The following is an 18,553-nucleotide window of genomic DNA, read 5'->3' as shown; positions in this document are numbered from 1 at the left end:
CGGCGGCCGATGGCAGCACCGGGCGGCGCGGTAGGCAAGCCACCTGGGGCGATGCCGAAGCGCGATCGCCGGGCTCGCAGGATTCTGTGGTGCGTCTGGCATGGAATGTGCTGACATCCGGCGAAGGTTTTCGGGGGCCCGCGCATGAACCGTCGTTCCATCCTCCTCGCCGCATCGGCCCTGGCCGGGTTCAAGGGACTGGCACCGGCGCCGTCCCAGGCGCAGGGCGCGGCGGGCGATCCCATCCGCCCGCTGGTGCTCATCACCCGGCCGCAGGCGGCCGCCCCCGCGGCCTACCAGGCGGCCGAGCTGATTGCCCAGGAATGGCGCAAGCTCGGCCTGCAGGTTGAGCTGCGGCCGCTGCCCAACCAGCAGATGAGCCAGGTGGTCTGGTACGATCGCCAGCGCTGGGACTTCACCATGTGGCAGATGGTCGGCCGGCCGGAGCGCGGTGACCCGGACGAGATGGTCTACAACCTGCTGCATTCGGCCAACATCGCCACCGGCTACAATTTCGTCGGCTACAACAACCCGGCCTATGACCGCCTGGCGGAAGCCCAGCGGAGCGAGCTGGACCAGGCGCGCCGCCAGCAGATCGTCCGCCAGGTGCAGGAGGTGGTGAACCAGGACCAGCCCTATGCCTTCCTGGTGCATCCGGTGAACCTGCACGCCTTCAACAAGCAGGTCTTCGTCGAGGCCAGCGCGGTGAAGCAGGCCGGCCTCGGCATCCGCAATTTCTGGAACTGGATCAGCCTGACCCCCGCCGGCGCCCAGCGCGACATCATCGTCAACAGCACCGAACCGGTGAAGGCCACCAACCCCTTCTATGTCAGCGGCGCGCCGGACAGCTGGGTGACGGATCTGATCTGGGACCGGCTGATGCGCGTGGGCCCGGACGGGCTGCCGCAGCCCTGGGCGGCGGAACGCGTGGTGCAGCCGGACGCCACCACCATCGACTGCGTGCTGCGCGACGGCATGGCCTTCCACAATGGCGACCCCGTGACGCCGGAGGATGTTGTGTTCTCCTTCGAGGCGCCGGGCGTGGGCAATGAATCGCCCATGTACCGCCCCTTCGTGCAGAACATCGCCAGCGTGACAGCCACCGATGCGAAGACCGTGCGCTTCAAGCTGAAGCGGCCGGACGCCGCCTTCCGCATCGCCGTGCTGGCGAAGCTGAACATCGTGCAGAAGAAGATCTGGGCGCCGGTGCTGGCGGAGTATCAGGGCCGGCCGGAGAACCTCGAATCCTATGTCGAGGCAAGGCCCATCGGCTCCGGCCCCTACCGCTTCGTGCGCTCCCGCGTGAACGAGGAAGTGGTGCTGGAAGCCAACCCGAACCATTGGGCGAAGCCCAAGGCGGATCGCTGGATCATGCGCATCATGACCAACACGGAAGCCACGCTGGGCGCCTTCCGTCGTGGCGAGATCAACGTGCTGGCCGATTACTTCGGCGACCCCGACCTGGTGAAGGAGATGGCGGCGCAGAACCCGCGCCTGATCGCCGTGCGGGAGGAGGTGGATATCGGCTTCCAGTTCGTCGGCATGAACCTGCGCCGTGCGCCCTTCAGCGACGCCGCCTTCCGCCGCGCGCTCTCTGCCGCCGTGAACCGGGAGATGATGGCCGGCGCGGCGTGGAACGGGCAGGCGGTGCCGGCCAATTCCATGGTCTCCCCGGCGCTTAAAGCCTGGCACGATGCGGGCATCGTCGGCCGCGTGCCGGGCGGCAACCTGGATGGCGCGAAGCGGCTGCTGCAGGAAGCCGGCTATCGCGTGGTCGGCGGCCGGCTGCACTACCCGGCCGGGGTGCGCGAAACCACCACGCCCTTCCAGTGAGAGGCCGGCTGACCTCGTGAAGCGTTTCGGCGCGCGGGTCGCGCATGCTGGTTTCGTGCTCTGGGCGGTGGCGACGCTGACCTTCCTGCTGTTCCGGCTGATGCCGGGGGATCCGACACTGAACTTCCTGTCGGATTCCTTCAGCGAGGAAATGCGCGCCGACCTGCTGCAATCCTTCGGCCTCGACAAGCCGCTGCCCGAGCAGTACCTGATCTACCTGGGCAGCCTGCTGCGCGGCGACCTCGGCGTCTCCTTCCTGCAGAAGCGACCTGTGCTGGATATCCTGCTGGCGGCGCTGCCCAACACGGCCGCGCTGACCGTCACCGCGCTGGTCATCGCCTATGCCTTCGGCATCGTCGCCGGCGCCTTCCTGGCCTTCGCGCGCGGCACGGTGACGGAAGGCATCGCCATCCCCGCCGCGCTCATCACCCGCGCGGCGCCGGAATTCTGGCTGGGCATGCTGCTGCTGTCCTGGCTGTCCTTCGCCTGGGGCATCTTTCCCTCCGGCGGCGCCAATGTCGCAGGGTCCGAATTCACCTCGGAATGGGCGCGGCTGACCTCGGTGGATTTCCTCTGGCACCTGGTCCTGCCGGCGCTGACGCTGGCGCTCTACCTGCAGGGGCTGCCGCTGCTGCTGATGCGGGCCACGATGCTGGAGGTGCTGAACGACGAGTTCATCGTCATGGCGCGGATGAAGGGCCTCTCGCGCTGGGCGATCGTGATGCGCCACGCGGCGCGCAACGCGCTGCTGCCGGTGGCGACGGCCTTCGCGCTCGGCCTCGGCAGTTCCTTCGGCGGCAATGTGGTGATCGAGACGGTATTCTCCTGGCCCGGCCTCGGCCGCGTGCTGGTCTCCGCCGTGCAGGGCGCGGATTATCCCCTGGCGCAGGGCGCCTTCATCATGATCGCGGCCGTGCTGGTGCTGATGAACATGGTGGCGGACCTGCTCTATGCCTGGCTCGACCCGAGGGTGTCCGTCGGTGCCCGGCGCTAGCGCGGTGGCACGCCGGCCGGTGCTGCCGGGCTTCGTGCGGGCGACGCTGGGCTTCCTGCGGCGGCAGCCCTTCGCCGTGGCGGGGCTTGCCATCTACCTGCTGTTCATCGTCACCGCGATCTTCGCCGACCAGATCGCCACCCATGATCCGCGCGAGATCCTGTTCCGCGGCGCCTACCGCGTGGCCCGCTACCTGCCGCCTTCCACCACCCACTATCTGGGCACCACGGCGGGCGGGCGGGACGTGTTTTCGCAGCTTGTCCATGGCAGCCGATCCGCCTTGCAGGTCGGGGTCACGGCCGCCTTCTTCGTGGTGGTGATCGGCACGCTGCTCGGCCTGCTCTCTGGCTATCTGGGCGGCTGGGTGGATCGGGTGATCATGCGGATCGCCGACATCATCCTCGGCCTGCCCTTCCTGCCCTTCGTGCTGGTCATCTCGGCGCTGACGCGGCCGGGCACCACCACGCTGGTCGCCTCCGTCGCGCTGATGCTGTGGCCCAACACGGCGCGCGTCATCCGCTCCCAGGTCCTGTCGCTGCGCGAGCGGGGATGGGTGGAGGCGGCGCGCGTCACCGGCTGTTCCACCTGGCGCATCATCTTCGTGCATATCGCGCCGCAGGTGGCGCCGCTCGCGGCACTCTACGGCTCCATCGCCGTGGGCTGGGCCATCCTGACGGAGGCCTCCGCCTCCTTCCTCGGCTTCGGCGATCCGGCCGCCATCTCCTGGGGTCTGATGCTGCAGGACGCCTTCGCCAATCAGGCGCTCTCGCGCGGGGTGTGGAGCTGGTTCGTGCCGCCGGGTCTGTGCATCGTGGCGCTGGTGCTGGCCGGTTTCCTGGTCTCCCGCGGGTCGGAGAAGCTGTTGTTTCCGAAGCTGGGGGATTGATGGACGCGCTGCTCGATGTCCGCGACCTGGCGGTGCACTACCGCACCGCCGCCGGGCCGGTGCGTGCCGTGGATGGCGCCAGCTTCACCGTGCCGGCGGCCGGCATCGTCGGGCTGGTCGGCGAAAGCGGCTGCGGCAAATCCACCCTCGGCCGCGCGCTGATGGGCGTGCTGCCGCGCGCCGCCAGCATCGCCGCCGGCAGCGCCGTGTTCGAGGGCCGGGACCTTGTCACCCTTGCGCCGGCGGAACGCCGCAAGCTGCTGTGGCGGCGGCTTGCCTTCGTGCCGCAGACGGCGATGAACGCGCTCGACCCGGTGCAGCGCCTGTCCGCGCAGATGCAGGAGGTGCTGGTGGAGCGCGGCGGGCTGTCCCGCGCCGCGGCGGGGACGCGGGCGGCGGCGCTGTTCGCGATGGTGGGGCTGGAGGCAGGCCGGCTGCGCGACTGGCCGCACCAGTTCAGCGGCGGCATGCGCCAGCGCGCCTCCATCGCGCTGGCGCTCGCGCTGAATCCGGCGCTGCTGATCGCGGATGAGCCGGTGACGGCGCTGGACGTCATCGTGCAGCGGCAGATCCTGGATGTGATGCGCGACCTGCAGGCGCGGCTCGGCCTGGCGATGATCCTGGTGACGCATGACGTGGCGGTGGTGGCCTATGCCTGCGATCGCGTCGTGGTGATGTATGCGGGCCGGGTGGTGGAAAGCGGCCCGGTACGCGCCGTGCTGGAGGCACCGCTGCACCCCTACACCATGGGGCTGATGAACGCCTTCCCGGACCTGGAGCGTGCCGGCGGCGAGTTGGTGCCGATCGAGGGTGCGCCACCCTCGCTCCTCAACCCGCCCGGCGGCTGCCGCTTCGCCGCGCGCTGCCCCTTCGCCGAGGCACGCTGCGCCCAGGATCCGGCGCTGGTGGAACACGCGCCGGACCACCAGGTGGCCTGCTGGCGTGCCCCGGAAGCGCCCGCGCTGCGGCCCCTGGCCTCGGAGGCCGCGACATGGGCGCGCTGATCGCCGCGAATGATCTGGTGAAGGCCTTCCCGGCCTCCCGCAGCCTGCGCGACATGATGCGGGGGCAAAGGCCGGTGCTGCGCGCGGTCAATGGCGTCTCGCTGGAGGTTGCGGCCGGGCGGGCGCTGGGCATCGTCGGGGAAAGCGGCTGCGGCAAGACCACCACGGCGCGGCTGCTGCTGCGTCTGGAGGAAGCCACCAGCGGCAGCGTGCTGTTCGAGGGGCAGAACGTCTCCGCCCTGCGCGGCGCGGCGCTGCTGCCCTTCCGCTCCCGCGTCCAGCTTGTCTTCCAGAACCCCTTCGATGCGCTGAACCCGCGCTTCACCATCCGCCGCAGCCTGGCCGAGCCGCTGCGCAATTTCGGCGTGCCGCCGGACCAGCAGGAGGCACGCATCCGCGAGGCCATGGGGCGGGTTCGGCTGGACCCGCCGGAGGCCTATCTGGACCGCCACCCGCATGAACTCTCCGGCGGGCAGTTGCAGCGCGTGGTGCTGGCGCGCGCCCTGGTGACGCATCCGCGCGCGATCATCGCGGATGAGCCGGTGTCCATGCTGGATGTCTCGGTCCGCGCCGGCGTGCTGAATGTGCTGCGCCGGGCGCGGGACGAATTGCAGCTTGCCGCCATCTACATCAGCCACGACCTGGCGCTGATCCGCTATGTGTGTGAGGCGGTGGCCGTCATGTATCTCGGCCGCATCGTCGAAAGCGGGCCGACGGCGGAGGTGATCGCCGCGCCTGCGCATCCCTACACCCGCGCCCTTGTCGCCGCCGTGCCGGTGCCGCGGGTGGACCAGGACCGCGGCGACCTGCCGATCCGCGGCGGGCTGCCGGACCAGCTCAACCAGCCCAGCGGCTGCGCCTTTCGCGACCGCTGCCCGCTGGCCTTCGCCCGCTGTGCGGAGGAAGCGCCGCCGCTGCGCGCCATCGCCCCCGGCCGCCACGCCGCCTGCCATCTCGCCTGAGGATCACCGCGCATGGATGATGTCGCCCCGCGGCTCTGCAACCCCGTCACGCTCGAGATCGTGCGCGGCGCCATCCGCGCGGCGCAGGCGGAGATGGAGGCGCTGATCGAGCGCACCGCCATGTCCGCCTTCATCCGCGAGAAGAAGGATTTCTACACCGCGCTGTTCGATGCGGATGGCGTGATGGCGGTGGGGTCCAACGTGCCGGTCTTCGGTGACATCTGCGGTCCCGTTTTCCGTGACTTCCCGATCGAGACGATCAGGCCGGGCGACCTCTACTGGTACAATGACTGCTACGGATCGCGCGGCGCCGTCAGCCACTCCAACGACCAGGTCTTCCTGGCACCGGTGTTCCTCGACGATGTGCGCGTCGCCTTCGTCATGGGCTGGGCGCATTTCGCGGATATCGGCGGGCTGCGGCCCGGCTCCATCAGCCCGGATGCGACGGAGATCTTCCACGAGGGCGTCATCATCCCGCCGACGCGGCTGATCCGCGAAGGCGAGATCAACCATGCCGCGCTCAACATCTTCTACCGCAATTCCCGCTACCCGGCGCAGGCGCAGGGCGACACGCGCGCGCTGATGGCCAGCGTGGAGCTGGGCGTGGTGCGGATGCGGGAAGTGGCGCAGCGCTTCGGTGCGCCGGTGCTGGCCGATGCGCTGCGGCAGCTGCTGGCGCGCACGCGCGACACGGTGCGGGAGCGGCTGCGGCGCACCTTCCCCGTGGGCACGCACCGCTTCACCGACCGCATCGATGGCGACGGCCATGGCAGCGGCACGCTGCGCCTGCGCTTCGCGCTAACGCGCACGCCGGATGACCGCTTCATCCTGGACGCGACGGAGACGGACGACCAGTCGCCCGGACCGGTGAACTTCCTCATGAATCCGGACGTGCCGGGCATGGCGCTCGGCCTCTATTTCCTCGGCGGCGACCCGACGCAGGTGGTCAATGCCGGTGGCCCGCAATCGCTGGACGAGGTGCGGCTGCGCGAAGGCTCCCTGCTGTTCCCGCGTTTCCCCGCGGCACTCGGCATGCGCGGCCTGACCATGATGCGCATGCTGGCGGCGCTGAACGGCCTGGTTTCCGTGGCGGGTGGCGAGGCGCCGGCCGCGCATGCCGCCTACGTCATCATGCTCCTGCGCGGCACCATGGACAAGAAGCCCTTCCTGATGAGCGATGGCATCGGCGTCGGCTACGGCGCGCGCGGCTTCGCGGACGGCATCGACGGCGTGTATTTCGTGGCGCAGGAGAACTACCCGGTCGAGTTCCTGGAGCTGGAATACCCGGTGCGGCTGCGCGAATACGCTTTGAACCGCGATAGCGGCGGGCCGGGCCGCTGGCGCGGCGGCTGCGGCATCGTCCGCGAATACGAGGTGATGGCGGAGGAAGCCGTGCTCGCCATCCGCATCGACGGGGTGGAGAATCCGCCCTGGGGCGCGGCGGGCGGCCAATCCGGCGGGCCCGGCCGGGTGGTGGTGAACCCCGGCACGCCGGGCGAACGCGCGCTGCGCCCGCTGTCCGACGGCAACCGCCTGGTGCTCGGCGACATTCTGCGAATCGAGACGGGCGGCGGCGGTGGCCGGGGGCACCCGTTCGACCGGCCTCCCGGTGCGGTGCTGGCGGATGTGCTGGGCGGGCTTGTGTCCGTGACGGCGGCGCGCGAGTCCTACGGCGTGGTCATCGACGGGCGCGCCGTGGACGAGGCCGCGACGCAGGCGCTGCGCGCGCAGCGTCCCGAAACCCGCGCCTTCCATCGCCGGAGCTATGCCGATGCCCTCGACTGAACCGCGCCCCTTGTCCGTCGCGGTCGATATCGGCGGCACCTTCACCGACATCACCCTGCAGGATTCCGAAACCGGCCGGGCCTGGACGGCCAAGACCCCCTCCACCCCGCATGATCCCTCCGAGGGCTTTCTCAACGGCGTGCGGCTGGTGCTGGAGACGGCGGGGGAACAGGCGGTGCGTATCGGCCGCGTGCTGCACGGAACCACCATCGCCACCAACCTGATCCTGGAGAACAAGGGGGCCGCCACCGCGCTGGTCACCACGCAGGGTTTCCGCCACGTGCTGGAGATCGGCCGGCAGGACATTCCGCGCCGCGCCAATCTGCACGCCTGGGTGAAGCCGCAGCGCCCCGTGCCGCCCGCCCGCGTCTTCGAGGTGACGGAGCGCGTGGCGGCCGATGGCAGCGTTCTGCTACCGCTGGATGAGGCCAGCGTGCTGCGCGCGGCGGAAGCCTGCCGCGAGGCCGGGGTGGCCGCCGTGGCCGTCTGCCTGCTGCACGCCTTCACCGCGCCCGCGCATGAACGCCGCGTGGCGGCGATGCTGCGCGCGGCGCTGCCCGGCATCGCCGTCACCGCCTCGGTCGACGTGCTGCCCGTGGTGCGGGAATACGAGCGGTCGCTGGCCGCGATCCTCAACGCGCAGGTGATGCCCGCCGTCGCCACCTATGTGCAGCGGCTGGAGGAGAGGCTGGCGGAGGATGCGATCGCCGCGCCGCTGCTGCTGATGAAATCCAATGGCGGCGTGGCCGGCGCTGCCTCCATCCGCCGTGCGCCGGCCGTCACCGCGCTGTCCGGCCCCGCGGCCGGCGTCGTCGGCGCACGCGCGATGGCGGAGGCCGCGGGCGTGCCGAAGATCCTCACGGTGGATATCGGCGGCACCAGCGCCGACATCTGCCTGATGCAGGGCGGCGCCATCAACCTGACGCAGCGCGGTTCCGTCGGCGACTGGCCGCTGCCGCTGCCGATGCTGGACATGGTGACGATCGGCGCCGGCGGCGGGTCCATCGCGCGCGTCACGGCGGAAGGCGCGCTGGCCGTGGGGCCGGAAAGCGCCGGCGCGAATCCCGGCCCGGCCTGCTACGGGCGCGGCGGGCAGCGTGCCACGGTGACGGATGCGCATGTGGTGCTCGGCCATCTGCCCACCGCCCTGCTCGGTGGCCGCATGCAGCTGGACGCTGCGGCGGCCGAGGCCGTGGTGATGCGGGAAGTGGCGGCGCCGCTGAACCTGTCGCTGCACGAGGCCGCGCGCGGCATCCTGGCCGTGGTCGATTCCAACATGGTCGGCGCGCTGCGCGTGGTCTCCGTGGAGCGTGGGCACGACCCGCGCGACTTCGCGCTGGTGCCCTTCGGTGGCGCGGGGCCGCTGCATGGCTGCGCGCTGGCGGCGATGCTGGGCATCGACCGGGTGCTGGTGCCGCCGGCGCCCGGCGTGCTCTGCGCGCAGGGGCTGCTCTCGGCCGACCTGCGCGCGGAGTTCAGCCGCTCCGTCCGGCCTGACCAGGCGGACCTCGCCACCATCGAGGCCGGCTTCGCGGCGCTGGAGGCGGAGGCGGAAGCCTGGTTCGCGGAGGAAGGCGTGGCGCCGGCGGCGCGCGCCACGGCGCGGGTGGTGCTGATGCGCTATGCGGGGCAGGGCGGCGAACTGCCGGTGCCCTGGCGCGGGGCGACAGCGGCCGCGGATTTCGCCGCCGCGCATCGCGCGCTGTACGGCTTCGACCTGCCGCAGGGCCGGGCGGAAATCGTGACCCTGCGGCTGGAGGCGGTGGGCGCGCTGCCGCCACCGGCGCTGCCCACGCTGCCCGCCGGCAGGGGCGCCAGCCCCTATGCCACGCAGCCCGTGCATTTCGAGGGTGGCACCGCGGAGGCGGCGCTGTACGACCGGGCCGCGCTCGGCCAGGGGGATGTGCTGCGCGGCCCCGCCATCCTCACCCAGCTGGACGCCACCACGCTGGTGCCGCCGGGCTGGGAGGCGACGGTGCTGCCCGCCGGCGCCATCCTGCTGCGCCGTTGCTGAGAAGGGCCGACCCGATGATGCACCTCGCCGCCTTCCTGTTCACGCCGGGCAGCCATTCCGCCGGCTGGCGGCATCCGGACGCGGTCACCGAATGCGACATGGATTTTTCCGAATATGTCCACATCGCGCAGGTGGCGGAGCGCGGGAAGATGGACACGATCTTCTTCCAGGACACCGTCGCGGTGAATGGCAGCGGCGCGCTGGACGGCGTCAGCCGCTATCGCCTGGGCCAGGGCCGCACCGCCTATCTGGAACCCACCACGCTGCTGGCGGCACTCGCCGTGGTGACGCAGCGCATCGGGCTGATCGCCACGGCGACCACCACCTACAACGAGCCCTACAACATCGCCCGCCGCTTCGCCTCCATCGACCATATCAGCCAGGGCCGCGCCGGCTGGAACCTGGTAACCTCCCAGATCGAGGACGAGGCGGGGAATTTCGGCGCCGACCACCATATGCTGCATGCCGAGCGCTACGAGCGCGCGGAGGAATTCTTCGACGTTGTCGCCGCCCTCTGGGACAGCTTCGGTGAGGGCGCCTTGATCCGCGACAAGGCGAGCGGCCACTACATCGACCCGACAAAAATCCATTTCCAGGATCATGTGGGCAAGCACTTCAAGGTGCGCGGCCCGCTGAACGTGGCGCGCTGCCCGCAGGGCCGGCCCGTGGTCACCCAGGCCGGTTCCTCCGGCCCCGGCATGGAACTCGCGGCCCGCACCGCGGATCTGGTCTTCACCGCGCAGAGCGACCTGGCGGAGGCGCAGGCCTTCTACCGGGACCTCAAGGCGCGCGCCGAAAGACACGGGCGCGATCCGGCACATATCAAGATCATGCCCGGCCTGATGACCATCATCGGCGCGACGGAGGAGGAGGCGCAGGCGAAGTATCGCGACCTGCAGGGCCTGCTTTCGGATGAGAATTCCATGCGACTGCTGGCGCGGCTGTGCGGCGACCTCGACATCTTCGCGCTGCCGCCCGACGCCCCCCTGCCGCCGCTGCCGCTGAGCAACGCGGCGCAGGCGCGCCAGCGGCACCTGATGGACAAGGCGAAGCGGGACAACCTCTCCATCATCCAGACGGCGCGCTACCTGGCGACCTCGCTGGGGCATCACCTGTTGGTGGGAACGCCCGAACGCATCGTGGACACCATGGCGCTATGGGTGGAGCAGGGCGCCTGCGACGGCTTCACCCTGCTCTCGCCGCATTACCCGAAGCCGCTGGAGCAGTTCGTGGCGATGGTGGTGCCGGAATTGCAGCGACGCGGCCTGTTCCGCACGGCGTACACCGGCACCACACTACGCGAGCATCTGGGCCTGCCGGTGCCGCCGAACCGCTACGAGAGGTAGCGCGGGCGGGTCCGCGCTACTGCTTCGCGATGCCCGCGCGGTCGATCACCTGCTTCCACAGCGCGATGTCGCGCGCCAGGAGGGCCGTCATCTCCGCCATGCTGTTGTAGGCCGGCTCGACGCCCAGTTGCAGCAGGCGCGTCTGCATCGCCGGCATGGCCAGGATGTCGCCCAGGTGCCGGCTGAGCGTCTCGATCACCGGGCGCGGCGTGCGCGCGGGGGCGAACAGCGCGTTCCAGCCGGTGACGGCATAATCGCCGAGGCCCGCCTCGCGCAGCGTCGGCAGCGCCGGCAGCAGGCGGGACCGCCTTTCGCCGGTGCTGGCCAGGGCGCGCACCTGCCCGCCCTCGATGGCGCCGCGGGAGGCCGCGTAGGAATCGAAGGCGATCTGCACATCGCCGCGCTGCGTCGCCGTCAGCACCTCCGGCGTGGTGCGGTAGGGCACCACCGTGGCGTCCAGCCCGGCCGCCACCTTCAGCCATTCCGCCGCCAGGTTCTGCGTGCTGCCGGGGCTGATCGTGGCGATGGCCAGGCCGCCGCCGCCACGGCCGCGCGCCAGCACGTCCTGCACGCTGCGCAGCGGGGAATTGGCGCCGGTCAGCATCAGCAGGTCGAAGGACACCATGGCTGAAATGGCGGTGAAATCCGCCACCGGGTCGTAGGGCAGGTTGCGGAACAGCGAGGCGTTGATGGCGTTGCCGGTGCTGAGGATCATCAGCGTGTGGCCATCCGGCTCCGCCGCCGCCGCGGCGCGCGCGGCCACCGCGCCACCGGCGCCCGGGCGGTTGTCCACCACCACCTGCTGGCCCAGGCGCTGCGACAATTGTTCGCCGACCAGCCGCGCCGTCAGGTCCGCCAGGCCGCCGGCGCCGAAGCCGATAACGATGCGGATCGGGCCGCTGGGCCAGGTGGCGGCGCGCAGCGGCGATGCGGCGAGGGCGGTGGCGCCCAGCACGGCAGCACCCGCCAGCACGCGGCGGCGGCCGGTGCCCTGCGGTCCGGGTTCAGTCATGGCAATCCTCCCCTTTGGCCCGCCTGCGGGCGGCGCTAGCCTGGGGGTGGTGCGGCGGGTGGGCAAGCCGGGCGTGGCGCAATTCCGAAGGGCGGAACAGCGCCGCGTCAGCCGACGATCTGCGGGAATTCCGCGCGCAGCGCCGCGAAGGCCTGGTGCACTTCCTGCCCATCGCCGCGCCGTGCCGTGCTGGCGGCGACCTCGGCGAAGAGGCGGCGCTTGGCGAAGTGCCGCCAATGGATCGGCAGGGCGGCGAGGATCCCGGTCAGCGCCGCGTAATTCGCATCGGTCCAGACCTGCTCGAAGGCCGCGCGTTCCGCCCCGGCGTCGAAATCCGGGCGCGGCGTGGCGGCGAGGGCCGTGCGGCGCGCCTGGGTTGCCGCCGCATCGCCGGGCACCACGCCATAGTCGCGGGCGGCGGCTTCCGCGCTGATCTTGCCGGCGGCGAGGTCCGTCAGCACCGCCGCCTCCGGCCGCTGCCAGGCCGGCCCCCAGCCGGAGGCGCCGGAGCAGACGATGCGGATGACATCGTCTGGATCGAGCGTGACGACATCCGTGTTGCCCAGATTCTCCGCCCGCGCCGTGCCCGGATTGCGCCAGAACTGGGAAGGCGCGCCGGGCATCCCGCCCTGCACGCCCCAGGAGCGGAAGCGGGTGCGGTCGCGGTTGCGCGCCGTGACGACGGTGCCCGGTGCATGGACGCGGAATTCCAGCACCGTCGCCAGCCCGCCGCGATGCAAACCGGCGCCGCCGCTATCCGGCTCCAGCCCGTAGCGCAGGATGCGGATGGGCACCTCCGCCTCGTTGATCTCCACCGGCGTGTTCTTCAGGAAGCCGCTATTGGCGCCGGAGCCATCCATGCCGTCGCCCTGCGGGGAGCCGCCGGCCCCGCCGGTGATGGGGTCGATCGCCGCCATCACGCGGCGACCGGTGCGGTTGTCCGTGGTGTTGACATTCAGCATCGGCCCGCCGCTGGCAGGCCCCGCGGGCAGGCGGCCCGGCACGGCGCGCTGGAAGGCGCCGATCACCACGCCCTGCAGGCGCATGCAGGTCATGGAGCGCATGCCGACGGCGGCGGGGAAGACCGGGTTCAGCACCGTGCCTTCCGGCACGATGCAGGTGGCAGCCCGCAGCAGCCCGCCATTCAGCAGGATGGTCGGGTCCAGCGAATACAGCGCGTAGTTCCAGCCCACCATCAGCAGGATGTGCCGCGCCGAGCCGCCGGTGGGCATGTTGAGCGAGGCGGTGAGCTGCGGGTCGGAGCCGGTGAAATCCAGCTCCGCCGTCTCGCCCCGGATGCGCAGGTTCAGCTGCAGGCGGCAGGGCAGGCCGCCCGGCGAATCCTCGTCCAGGTAGTCGTGGAATTCGTGGTCGCCATCCGGGATGCCGGCGAGCACGCGCCGCGCCTGCCGGTCCGCCAAATCCAGAAGTCCCTCCATCCCCGCCCGGAAGGTCGCCAGGCCGAACCGGCGGATCATCTCGTGCACCTTGCGCTCGCCGGTCGTCATGGCGGCGAGCTGGGCCTTGAGGTCGCCCCAGTTCTGCGTCGGTGCGCGCACATTCAGCAGCATGATGTCGAGCAGCCGCTGGTCCAGCACCCCCTCCGCCACCAGCTTCACCGGCGGGAATCGGATGCCTTCCTGGTGCACCTCCGTCAGCGCGCGGGACAGCGAGGCCGGCACGGCGCCGCCGACATCGGTGTTGTGGATGTGCCCCACGGCGAAGCACACCAGCTCGCCTTCCCAGAAGATCGGCTTCCACAGATGGATGTCCGGCGAATGGGTGCAGACGAAGCCGCTGTAAGGGTCGTTCGTCATGCCGACATCGCCCTCGCGATAATCGGACAGCGCGCGGATCACCGGGCCGTATTCCAGCCCGATGAACCAGGTGGCGCCGAGTTCGCGCGGGCTGGCAAAGGTCTGGCCCTCCGGCGTGCAGAGGCCGGTGGTGAAATCCTCCGTCTCCTTCACGAAGGTGGAATGCGCGGTGCGGAACAGGGTGAAGGCCATCGCCTCCGCCGCCGCCTGGGCGTGGTTGCCGAAGATCTGCAGCGTGACGGGGTCGATGCTCATGCGCGCGCGCCTTCCTGCGTCAGCCGCAGATTGCCCATGCGGTCCACCTCGCCCGCCATGCCGGGCGGGATGCAGCTGGTGCAGTCATCCTGCAGCACGATGCAGGGGCCGGCGAAGCGGTGGCCATGGCGCAGCGCGTCGCGGCGGTACAGCGGCGCGCGCTGCGCGCGGCCATCCAGCCAGATCTCCACCTCCCGCAGCACCTCGGGCGTGCCCGCCACGCGCGCCTGTTCGGGCAGGCGCGGCGCCGGGACGGTGCCGGCGACGACGATGCGCAGCGCGATGGCCTGCAGCGGCGCGCCGCGGTCGGCATGGCCGTACAGCGTCTCATGCGCCTGGTGGAAGGCTTCGGTCATCGCCGCCAGGTCGCCGGCCTCGATCCAGGATTCCTGCAGCGGAACCTCGATCTCGAAGGACTGGCCCCGGTAGCGCATCTCGGCGGAGGGGCGGAAGGCGATGGCGCCGGTGAAGCGCTGGTCCTGCCGGATCCAGCGCTCCGCCTCCACCCGCAGCCGGGCGAAGGCGGCGAGCAGGGTGGGGAGGGTAGCGGAATCGAGATCGGCATAGACCGTCTCGATGAAATCGCTGCGGATATCGGCGATCAGCCCGCCGAGGGCGGACAGCACGCCGGGCGTGGCGGGGATCAGCATCTCCCGCATCCCAAGCTCGCGCGCCAGCAGCCCGCCCAGCATGGGGCCGGCGCCGCCGAAGGGCATCAGGCAGAAATCGCGCGGATCCACGCCCTGCCGTGCCGCGAGCTTGCTGACCTCCCGGTACATGCCGCTGACGGCGACCTGCACGATGGCCTCCGCCGCCTGCTGGCGTGTGCGGCCCAGCGCCTGCGCGATCCCGTCCACCGCCTGGGTGGCGAGGTCCGCGCGCACCTGCACCGCATTGTAGCCCAGCGCGCCATGGCCGATGAAGCCGAGCACGCACATCGCATCCGTGATGGTGGCGCGCGTGCCGCCACGGCCATAGCAGGCCGGGCCGGGGGTGGAGCCGGCGCTTTCCGGCCCCACGGTCAGCCGGCCCAGCGCATCCACCGCGGCGATCGAGCCACCGCCCTCGCCGATGGAGGTGACGGCGACCGTCGGGATGTAGACGGGAAAGTCGCCGACCCGCTCCCCGGTGCCATAGCTCGGCGCGCCATCGGCGATGACGGCGACATCGGCGCTGGTGCCGCCGATGTCCAGGCTCATCGCCCGTGCGACGCCGGCTTCCCGCGCCACGAAGGCGGCGCCGATGGCGCCGGCCGCGGTGCCGGAAAGCAGCATCTCCACGCAGCGGGTCTTGCCCAGTTCGGCGCGCATCACACCGCCATTGGACTTCGTCACCATCGCTTCCGCCGCCACCCCCGCCCCGGCGAGCGCCGCCTGGAGGGAGGCGAGGTAGAAGGCGACGCGCGGCTGCACATGGCCGTGCACCACCGCGGTGATGCTGCGCTCGTATTCACGGATGATCGGCCAGACATCGGCGGAACAGAAGACCGGCATGTCGGGCCGCAGCCGCTGCAGGATGGCGCGCGCCTGGTGTTCCTGCGCCGGGTTGCGGTAGCTGTGCAGCAGCGCCAGCACGATGCCTTCCGCGCCCGCCGCTTCTGCCGCCGCCAGCGCCGCCACCACGGAATCCTCCACCAGCGGCGCGGCCTCGCTGCCATCGGCGTTCAGGCGACCCTCAATCTCCATCACCCGCTCCCGCGGCACCAGCGGGTCCGGACGGCGGGAGAGAAGGTCGTAGGGGTCGGGCGTCTTCAGCCGCGCGAGTTCCAGCACGTCGCGGAAGTTGCGGGTGACGAACAGGGCCAGGCGGATGCCCTTGCGCTGGATCACGGCATTCACGCCCACGGTGGTGCCGTGGGTGAACCAGGCGATCTCCGAGGGAGCGATGCCGAAACGCTGCTGGGCGCCTTGCAGCCCGTCGATCACTTCGCGCCCCGGCGTCGCGGGCGTGGACAGCACCTTGAGGGTGGAGAGCGCGCCGGTCGCTTCGTCCAGCACGCAGAAATCCGCGAAGGTGCCGCCGATATCGACGCCGACACGGAAGGAGCGGGGCGCCATGGCGCTCAGATCTCCCACTGGAAGCCGTCGATGGTGATGGCCTGGCCGGTGATGAAGCAGGGCTCCACGGTGGCCAGGAAGGCGACGAGCTGCGCCACGTCGGCCGGGGTGCCGAGGCGGCCCAGCGTGATCTTCCTGGCCAGTTCCGGCCCGCGCGCCTTGGTCAGGCTGTTGCCGACCTCGGTCTCGATCACGCCGGGGCAGACGCAGTTGATGGCGATGGTGGGACCCAGTTCCTTGGCCAGCGCCTTGGTCATGCCGATGATGCCGGCCTTGGCCGCGGCGTAGGAGAATTTGGAGACGGCGCTGGTGACGCCGCCGGTATGCGCATTGAGCGAGGACATGGAGACGATGCGCCCGCCGCCGCCTTCCAGCATCATCGGCACGAAGGCCTGGATGTAGTTGAAGCAGGACTTCAGGTTCACCGCGATGGTCCGGTCGAAGCCCTCCTCGGTGATGTCCAGGATGCCGGTGGGGTTGCCGCGACCGGCATTGTTCACCAGCACGTCGCAGCGGCCGAAGCGGGCGGCGACGGCGGCGGCGATGGCGCGGGCGCGGCCGTGGTCGGCCACATCCGCCTCCTCGACCATCACGGCGCGGCCCATGGCGGCGACCTCCGCCGCCGTGCGCTCCATCTCCGGGCGCAGCATATCGACGATGACGATGTCATGGCCGCGTTCGGCCAGGGCGTGCACGCAGCCGCGGCCGATGCCGCGGGCACCACCCGTCACCAATGCGACCTTGCTTTCGGTGGGCATCAGGGTGGATCCTTTCGGCGGGCCTTGGCGGCGGGGCGGCGGGGCGGCGTGCGGCGCCGCCTCGCGGCGCGCCGACGCGAACGCTATCGGTGCCGAGCGCCGGCGGCAACCGCGCGGGGCGCCTTTGTCCTGTCGAACGCGGCTTGACGGGCGCGTTCGCCGAAGTGCAGCATCCCGCGACCAGAGACGGGGATGCTCAAATGGCAACGCGCGACACGAAGGATCTCGTGGCGGGTATCGGTCGCCGCGACCTGCTGAAGGCAGGTGCCGCCCTGGGCACCGCCGGTGCCGTCGGCATGCCGCATATCGCGGAAGCGCAGCGCGGCGGCGGCGGGCGCATCGTCTTCGCCAATGGCAGCGCCTATGACACGATGGACCCGCACGCCACCTTCGATGTGGGGCGCGTGGCCTACCGGCTGAACTGCTACGACGGTCTGATGCGCTGGGTGGACAACCCGCCGAAGCTGGAGCCGTGGCTGGCCGAATCCTACACCGCATCCGAAGACGGCAAGACCTACACCTTCAAGCTGCGCCAGGGCGTCACCTTCCATGACGGCGCGCCGCTGACGTCGGAGGATGTGGTCTATTCGATGGAGCGCATCCTGGCGGTGAAGAAGGGCGCCTATCCGCTCTTTGCCCCGCTGGTCGCGCCCGGCAGCACCAAGGCGCTGGACCGCCACACGGTGCAGTTCAACCTGACCACGCCATCGGCCATCTTCGCCGCCACCACGCACGACATCTATGTGGTGAACAGTGCCCTGCTCAAGCGCAACGAGCGGGACGGAGACTGGGGCCAGGCCTTCATCGGCCGCAACGACGCGGGTTCGGGTTCCTACATCATCCGCCGGTTCGACCCGGCGCGCGGCTTCCTGGCGCAGCGCTTCGACAAGCACTTCCTCGGCCCGGCCGGCATCGCGGAGATCGATTTCCGCTACGTGGCGGAGGTGAACAGCCGCGTGCTGGGGCTGATCCGCGGCGACTTCCAGGGCACCGACCCCTACATGCCGCAGGACCAGATCGTGCGGCTGCAGGCGGATGCGAACCTGAACGTGATGGAGGCGGAATCCACGCGGCTGTTCTATTCCTGCATTCACAACCAGCGCGCGCCGATGAACGACATCAACTTCCGCAAGGCGCTCTGCCATGCCTTCGACTATGATGGCTGGATCAACAACATCCTCGGCGGCTCCGTGGTGCGGAACACCGGCGTGGTGCCGAACCCGATGTGGGGCGCGCCGAAGGACCTGCCGGGCTACACCTACGACATCGACAAGGCGAAGTGGTATCTGGCCCGCGTCCAGGCCCCGATGCGGGAGATCGTGGTCGCCGGCATGATCGGCTACGAGCAGTCGATCCAGGCGGCGTCCCTGCTGCAGAACGGCCTGACCCGCGCCGGCATCCCGAGCCGCCTGCTGAACGAGCCCTGGCCCGTGGTGTCCAACAAGATGCGCGACCCGGAGCAGATGTACGACCTGCTGTTCCTCTGGCGCTCCACCTACTACGCGGATCCGCACAACTGGGCCGGCGAATTGCTGCACACCAACCGCCACCGCGGCGGCAATGCCAGCTACTACGCGAACCCGGAGGTCGACCGCCTGCTGAACGAGGCGCTGGCCACGCCGGACCAGGCGAAGCGCGCACCGCTGTACGAACAGGTGGCGCGCATCTCGTCGGAGGATGCGGCGGCGATCTTCATCCACAACACCAAGTGGTACGGGCCCTTCCGCAAGAATGTCAGCGGCGTGCGGTTCTGCCCGATCGGCGATGGGCAGGAGATGCGCTGGCTCAGCATCACGTGAGGTCGCGTCGGCCACCCCGGGCGGCGTACGG

General features: G+C 70.7%; 13 protein-coding genes. 9 read left to right on the top strand and 4 right to left on the bottom strand.

The window, feature by feature from the left end:
- The first annotated feature begins 144 nt into the window (after window positions 1-144).
- The 8 genes from HEQ75_RS10170 to HEQ75_RS10135 are packed head-to-tail and all read left to right on the top strand — an operon-like array spanning window position 145 to window position 10,824.
- Window positions 145-1,833, top strand: a complete 1,689-nt coding sequence (locus tag HEQ75_RS10170) for an ABC transporter substrate-binding protein (RefSeq protein ID WP_168029953.1) — start codon at window positions 145-147, stop codon at window positions 1,831-1,833.
- A gap of 16 nt (window positions 1,834-1,849) precedes the next feature.
- Window positions 1,850-2,827, top strand: coding sequence for an ABC transporter permease (locus tag HEQ75_RS10165; RefSeq protein ID WP_168029951.1), 978 nt, complete (start codon window positions 1,850-1,852; stop codon window positions 2,825-2,827).
- A complete protein-coding gene (locus HEQ75_RS10160) occupies window positions 2,814-3,713 on the top strand; it encodes an ABC transporter permease (protein ID WP_209318470.1) in 900 nt (299 codons plus the stop codon). The genes HEQ75_RS10165 and HEQ75_RS10160 overlap by 14 nt, the downstream gene beginning before the upstream one ends.
- Complete coding sequence (locus HEQ75_RS10155) at window positions 3,713-4,717, top strand: ABC transporter ATP-binding protein (RefSeq protein WP_168029947.1); 1,005 nt, start codon at window positions 3,713-3,715, stop codon at window positions 4,715-4,717. The genes HEQ75_RS10160 and HEQ75_RS10155 overlap by 1 nt, the downstream gene beginning before the upstream one ends.
- A complete protein-coding gene (locus HEQ75_RS10150; RefSeq protein ID WP_168029945.1) occupies window positions 4,705-5,679 on the top strand; it encodes an ABC transporter ATP-binding protein in 975 nt (324 codons plus the stop codon). Before HEQ75_RS10155 ends, HEQ75_RS10150 begins: the two co-directional genes overlap by 13 nt.
- 12 nt (window positions 5,680-5,691) lie before the next feature.
- The gene (locus tag HEQ75_RS10145) at window positions 5,692-7,464 is read left to right on the top strand and encodes a hydantoinase B/oxoprolinase family protein (protein WP_168029943.1); all 1,773 of its coding nucleotides are present in this window, start codon (window positions 5,692-5,694) and stop codon (window positions 7,462-7,464) included.
- Window positions 7,465-7,474: 10 nt separating this feature from the next.
- A complete protein-coding gene (locus HEQ75_RS10140; RefSeq protein WP_209318469.1) occupies window positions 7,475-9,478 on the top strand; it encodes a hydantoinase/oxoprolinase family protein in 2,004 nt (667 codons plus the stop codon).
- Between the two features lie 14 nt (window positions 9,479-9,492).
- Window positions 9,493-10,824: an LLM class flavin-dependent oxidoreductase gene (locus HEQ75_RS10135; RefSeq protein ID WP_209318468.1), complete on the top strand. Its 1,332-nt coding sequence runs from the start codon at window positions 9,493-9,495 to the stop codon at window positions 10,822-10,824.
- Window positions 10,825-10,840: 16 nt separating this feature from the next.
- Here HEQ75_RS10135 and HEQ75_RS10130 read toward each other — a convergent pair whose 3' ends face one another.
- The 4 genes from HEQ75_RS10130 to HEQ75_RS10115 form a co-directional block, all read right to left on the bottom strand.
- Complete coding sequence (locus HEQ75_RS10130; RefSeq protein WP_168029939.1) at window positions 10,841-11,836, bottom strand: Bug family tripartite tricarboxylate transporter substrate binding protein; 996 nt, start codon at window positions 11,834-11,836, stop codon at window positions 10,841-10,843.
- A 107-nt stretch (window positions 11,837-11,943) separates the two neighbouring features.
- Window positions 11,944-13,908 (bottom strand): hydantoinase B/oxoprolinase family protein, encoded by a 1,965-nt coding sequence (locus HEQ75_RS10125; protein WP_168029937.1) that lies wholly within the window; start codon window positions 13,906-13,908, stop codon window positions 11,944-11,946.
- On the bottom strand, window positions 13,905-15,965 hold the full coding sequence (locus HEQ75_RS10120) for a hydantoinase/oxoprolinase family protein (protein WP_168029935.1): 2,061 nt from the start codon (window positions 15,963-15,965) through the stop codon (window positions 13,905-13,907). The genes HEQ75_RS10125 and HEQ75_RS10120 overlap by 4 nt, the downstream gene beginning before the upstream one ends.
- A 5-nt stretch (window positions 15,966-15,970) precedes the next feature.
- Entirely contained in the window at window positions 15,971-16,723 is a 753-nt protein-coding gene (locus HEQ75_RS10115) for an SDR family NAD(P)-dependent oxidoreductase (RefSeq protein ID WP_168029932.1), read from the bottom strand.
- 200 nt (window positions 16,724-16,923) lie between these two features.
- Here HEQ75_RS10115 and HEQ75_RS10110 point away from each other — a divergent pair, with 200 nt between their 5' ends.
- Window positions 16,924-18,522, top strand: a complete 1,599-nt coding sequence (locus HEQ75_RS10110; protein ID WP_168029930.1) for an ABC transporter substrate-binding protein — start codon at window positions 16,924-16,926, stop codon at window positions 18,520-18,522.
- Window positions 18,523-18,553: the final 31 nt, after the last annotated feature.

Source organism: Falsiroseomonas selenitidurans (assembly GCF_012103215.1).
In the GTDB taxonomy this organism is placed as follows: domain Bacteria; phylum Pseudomonadota; class Alphaproteobacteria; order Acetobacterales; family Acetobacteraceae; genus Falsiroseomonas; species Falsiroseomonas selenitidurans.
The sequence above is the reverse complement of the archived record's forward strand: the minus strand, read 5'-3'. Positions and strand labels throughout refer to the sequence as shown.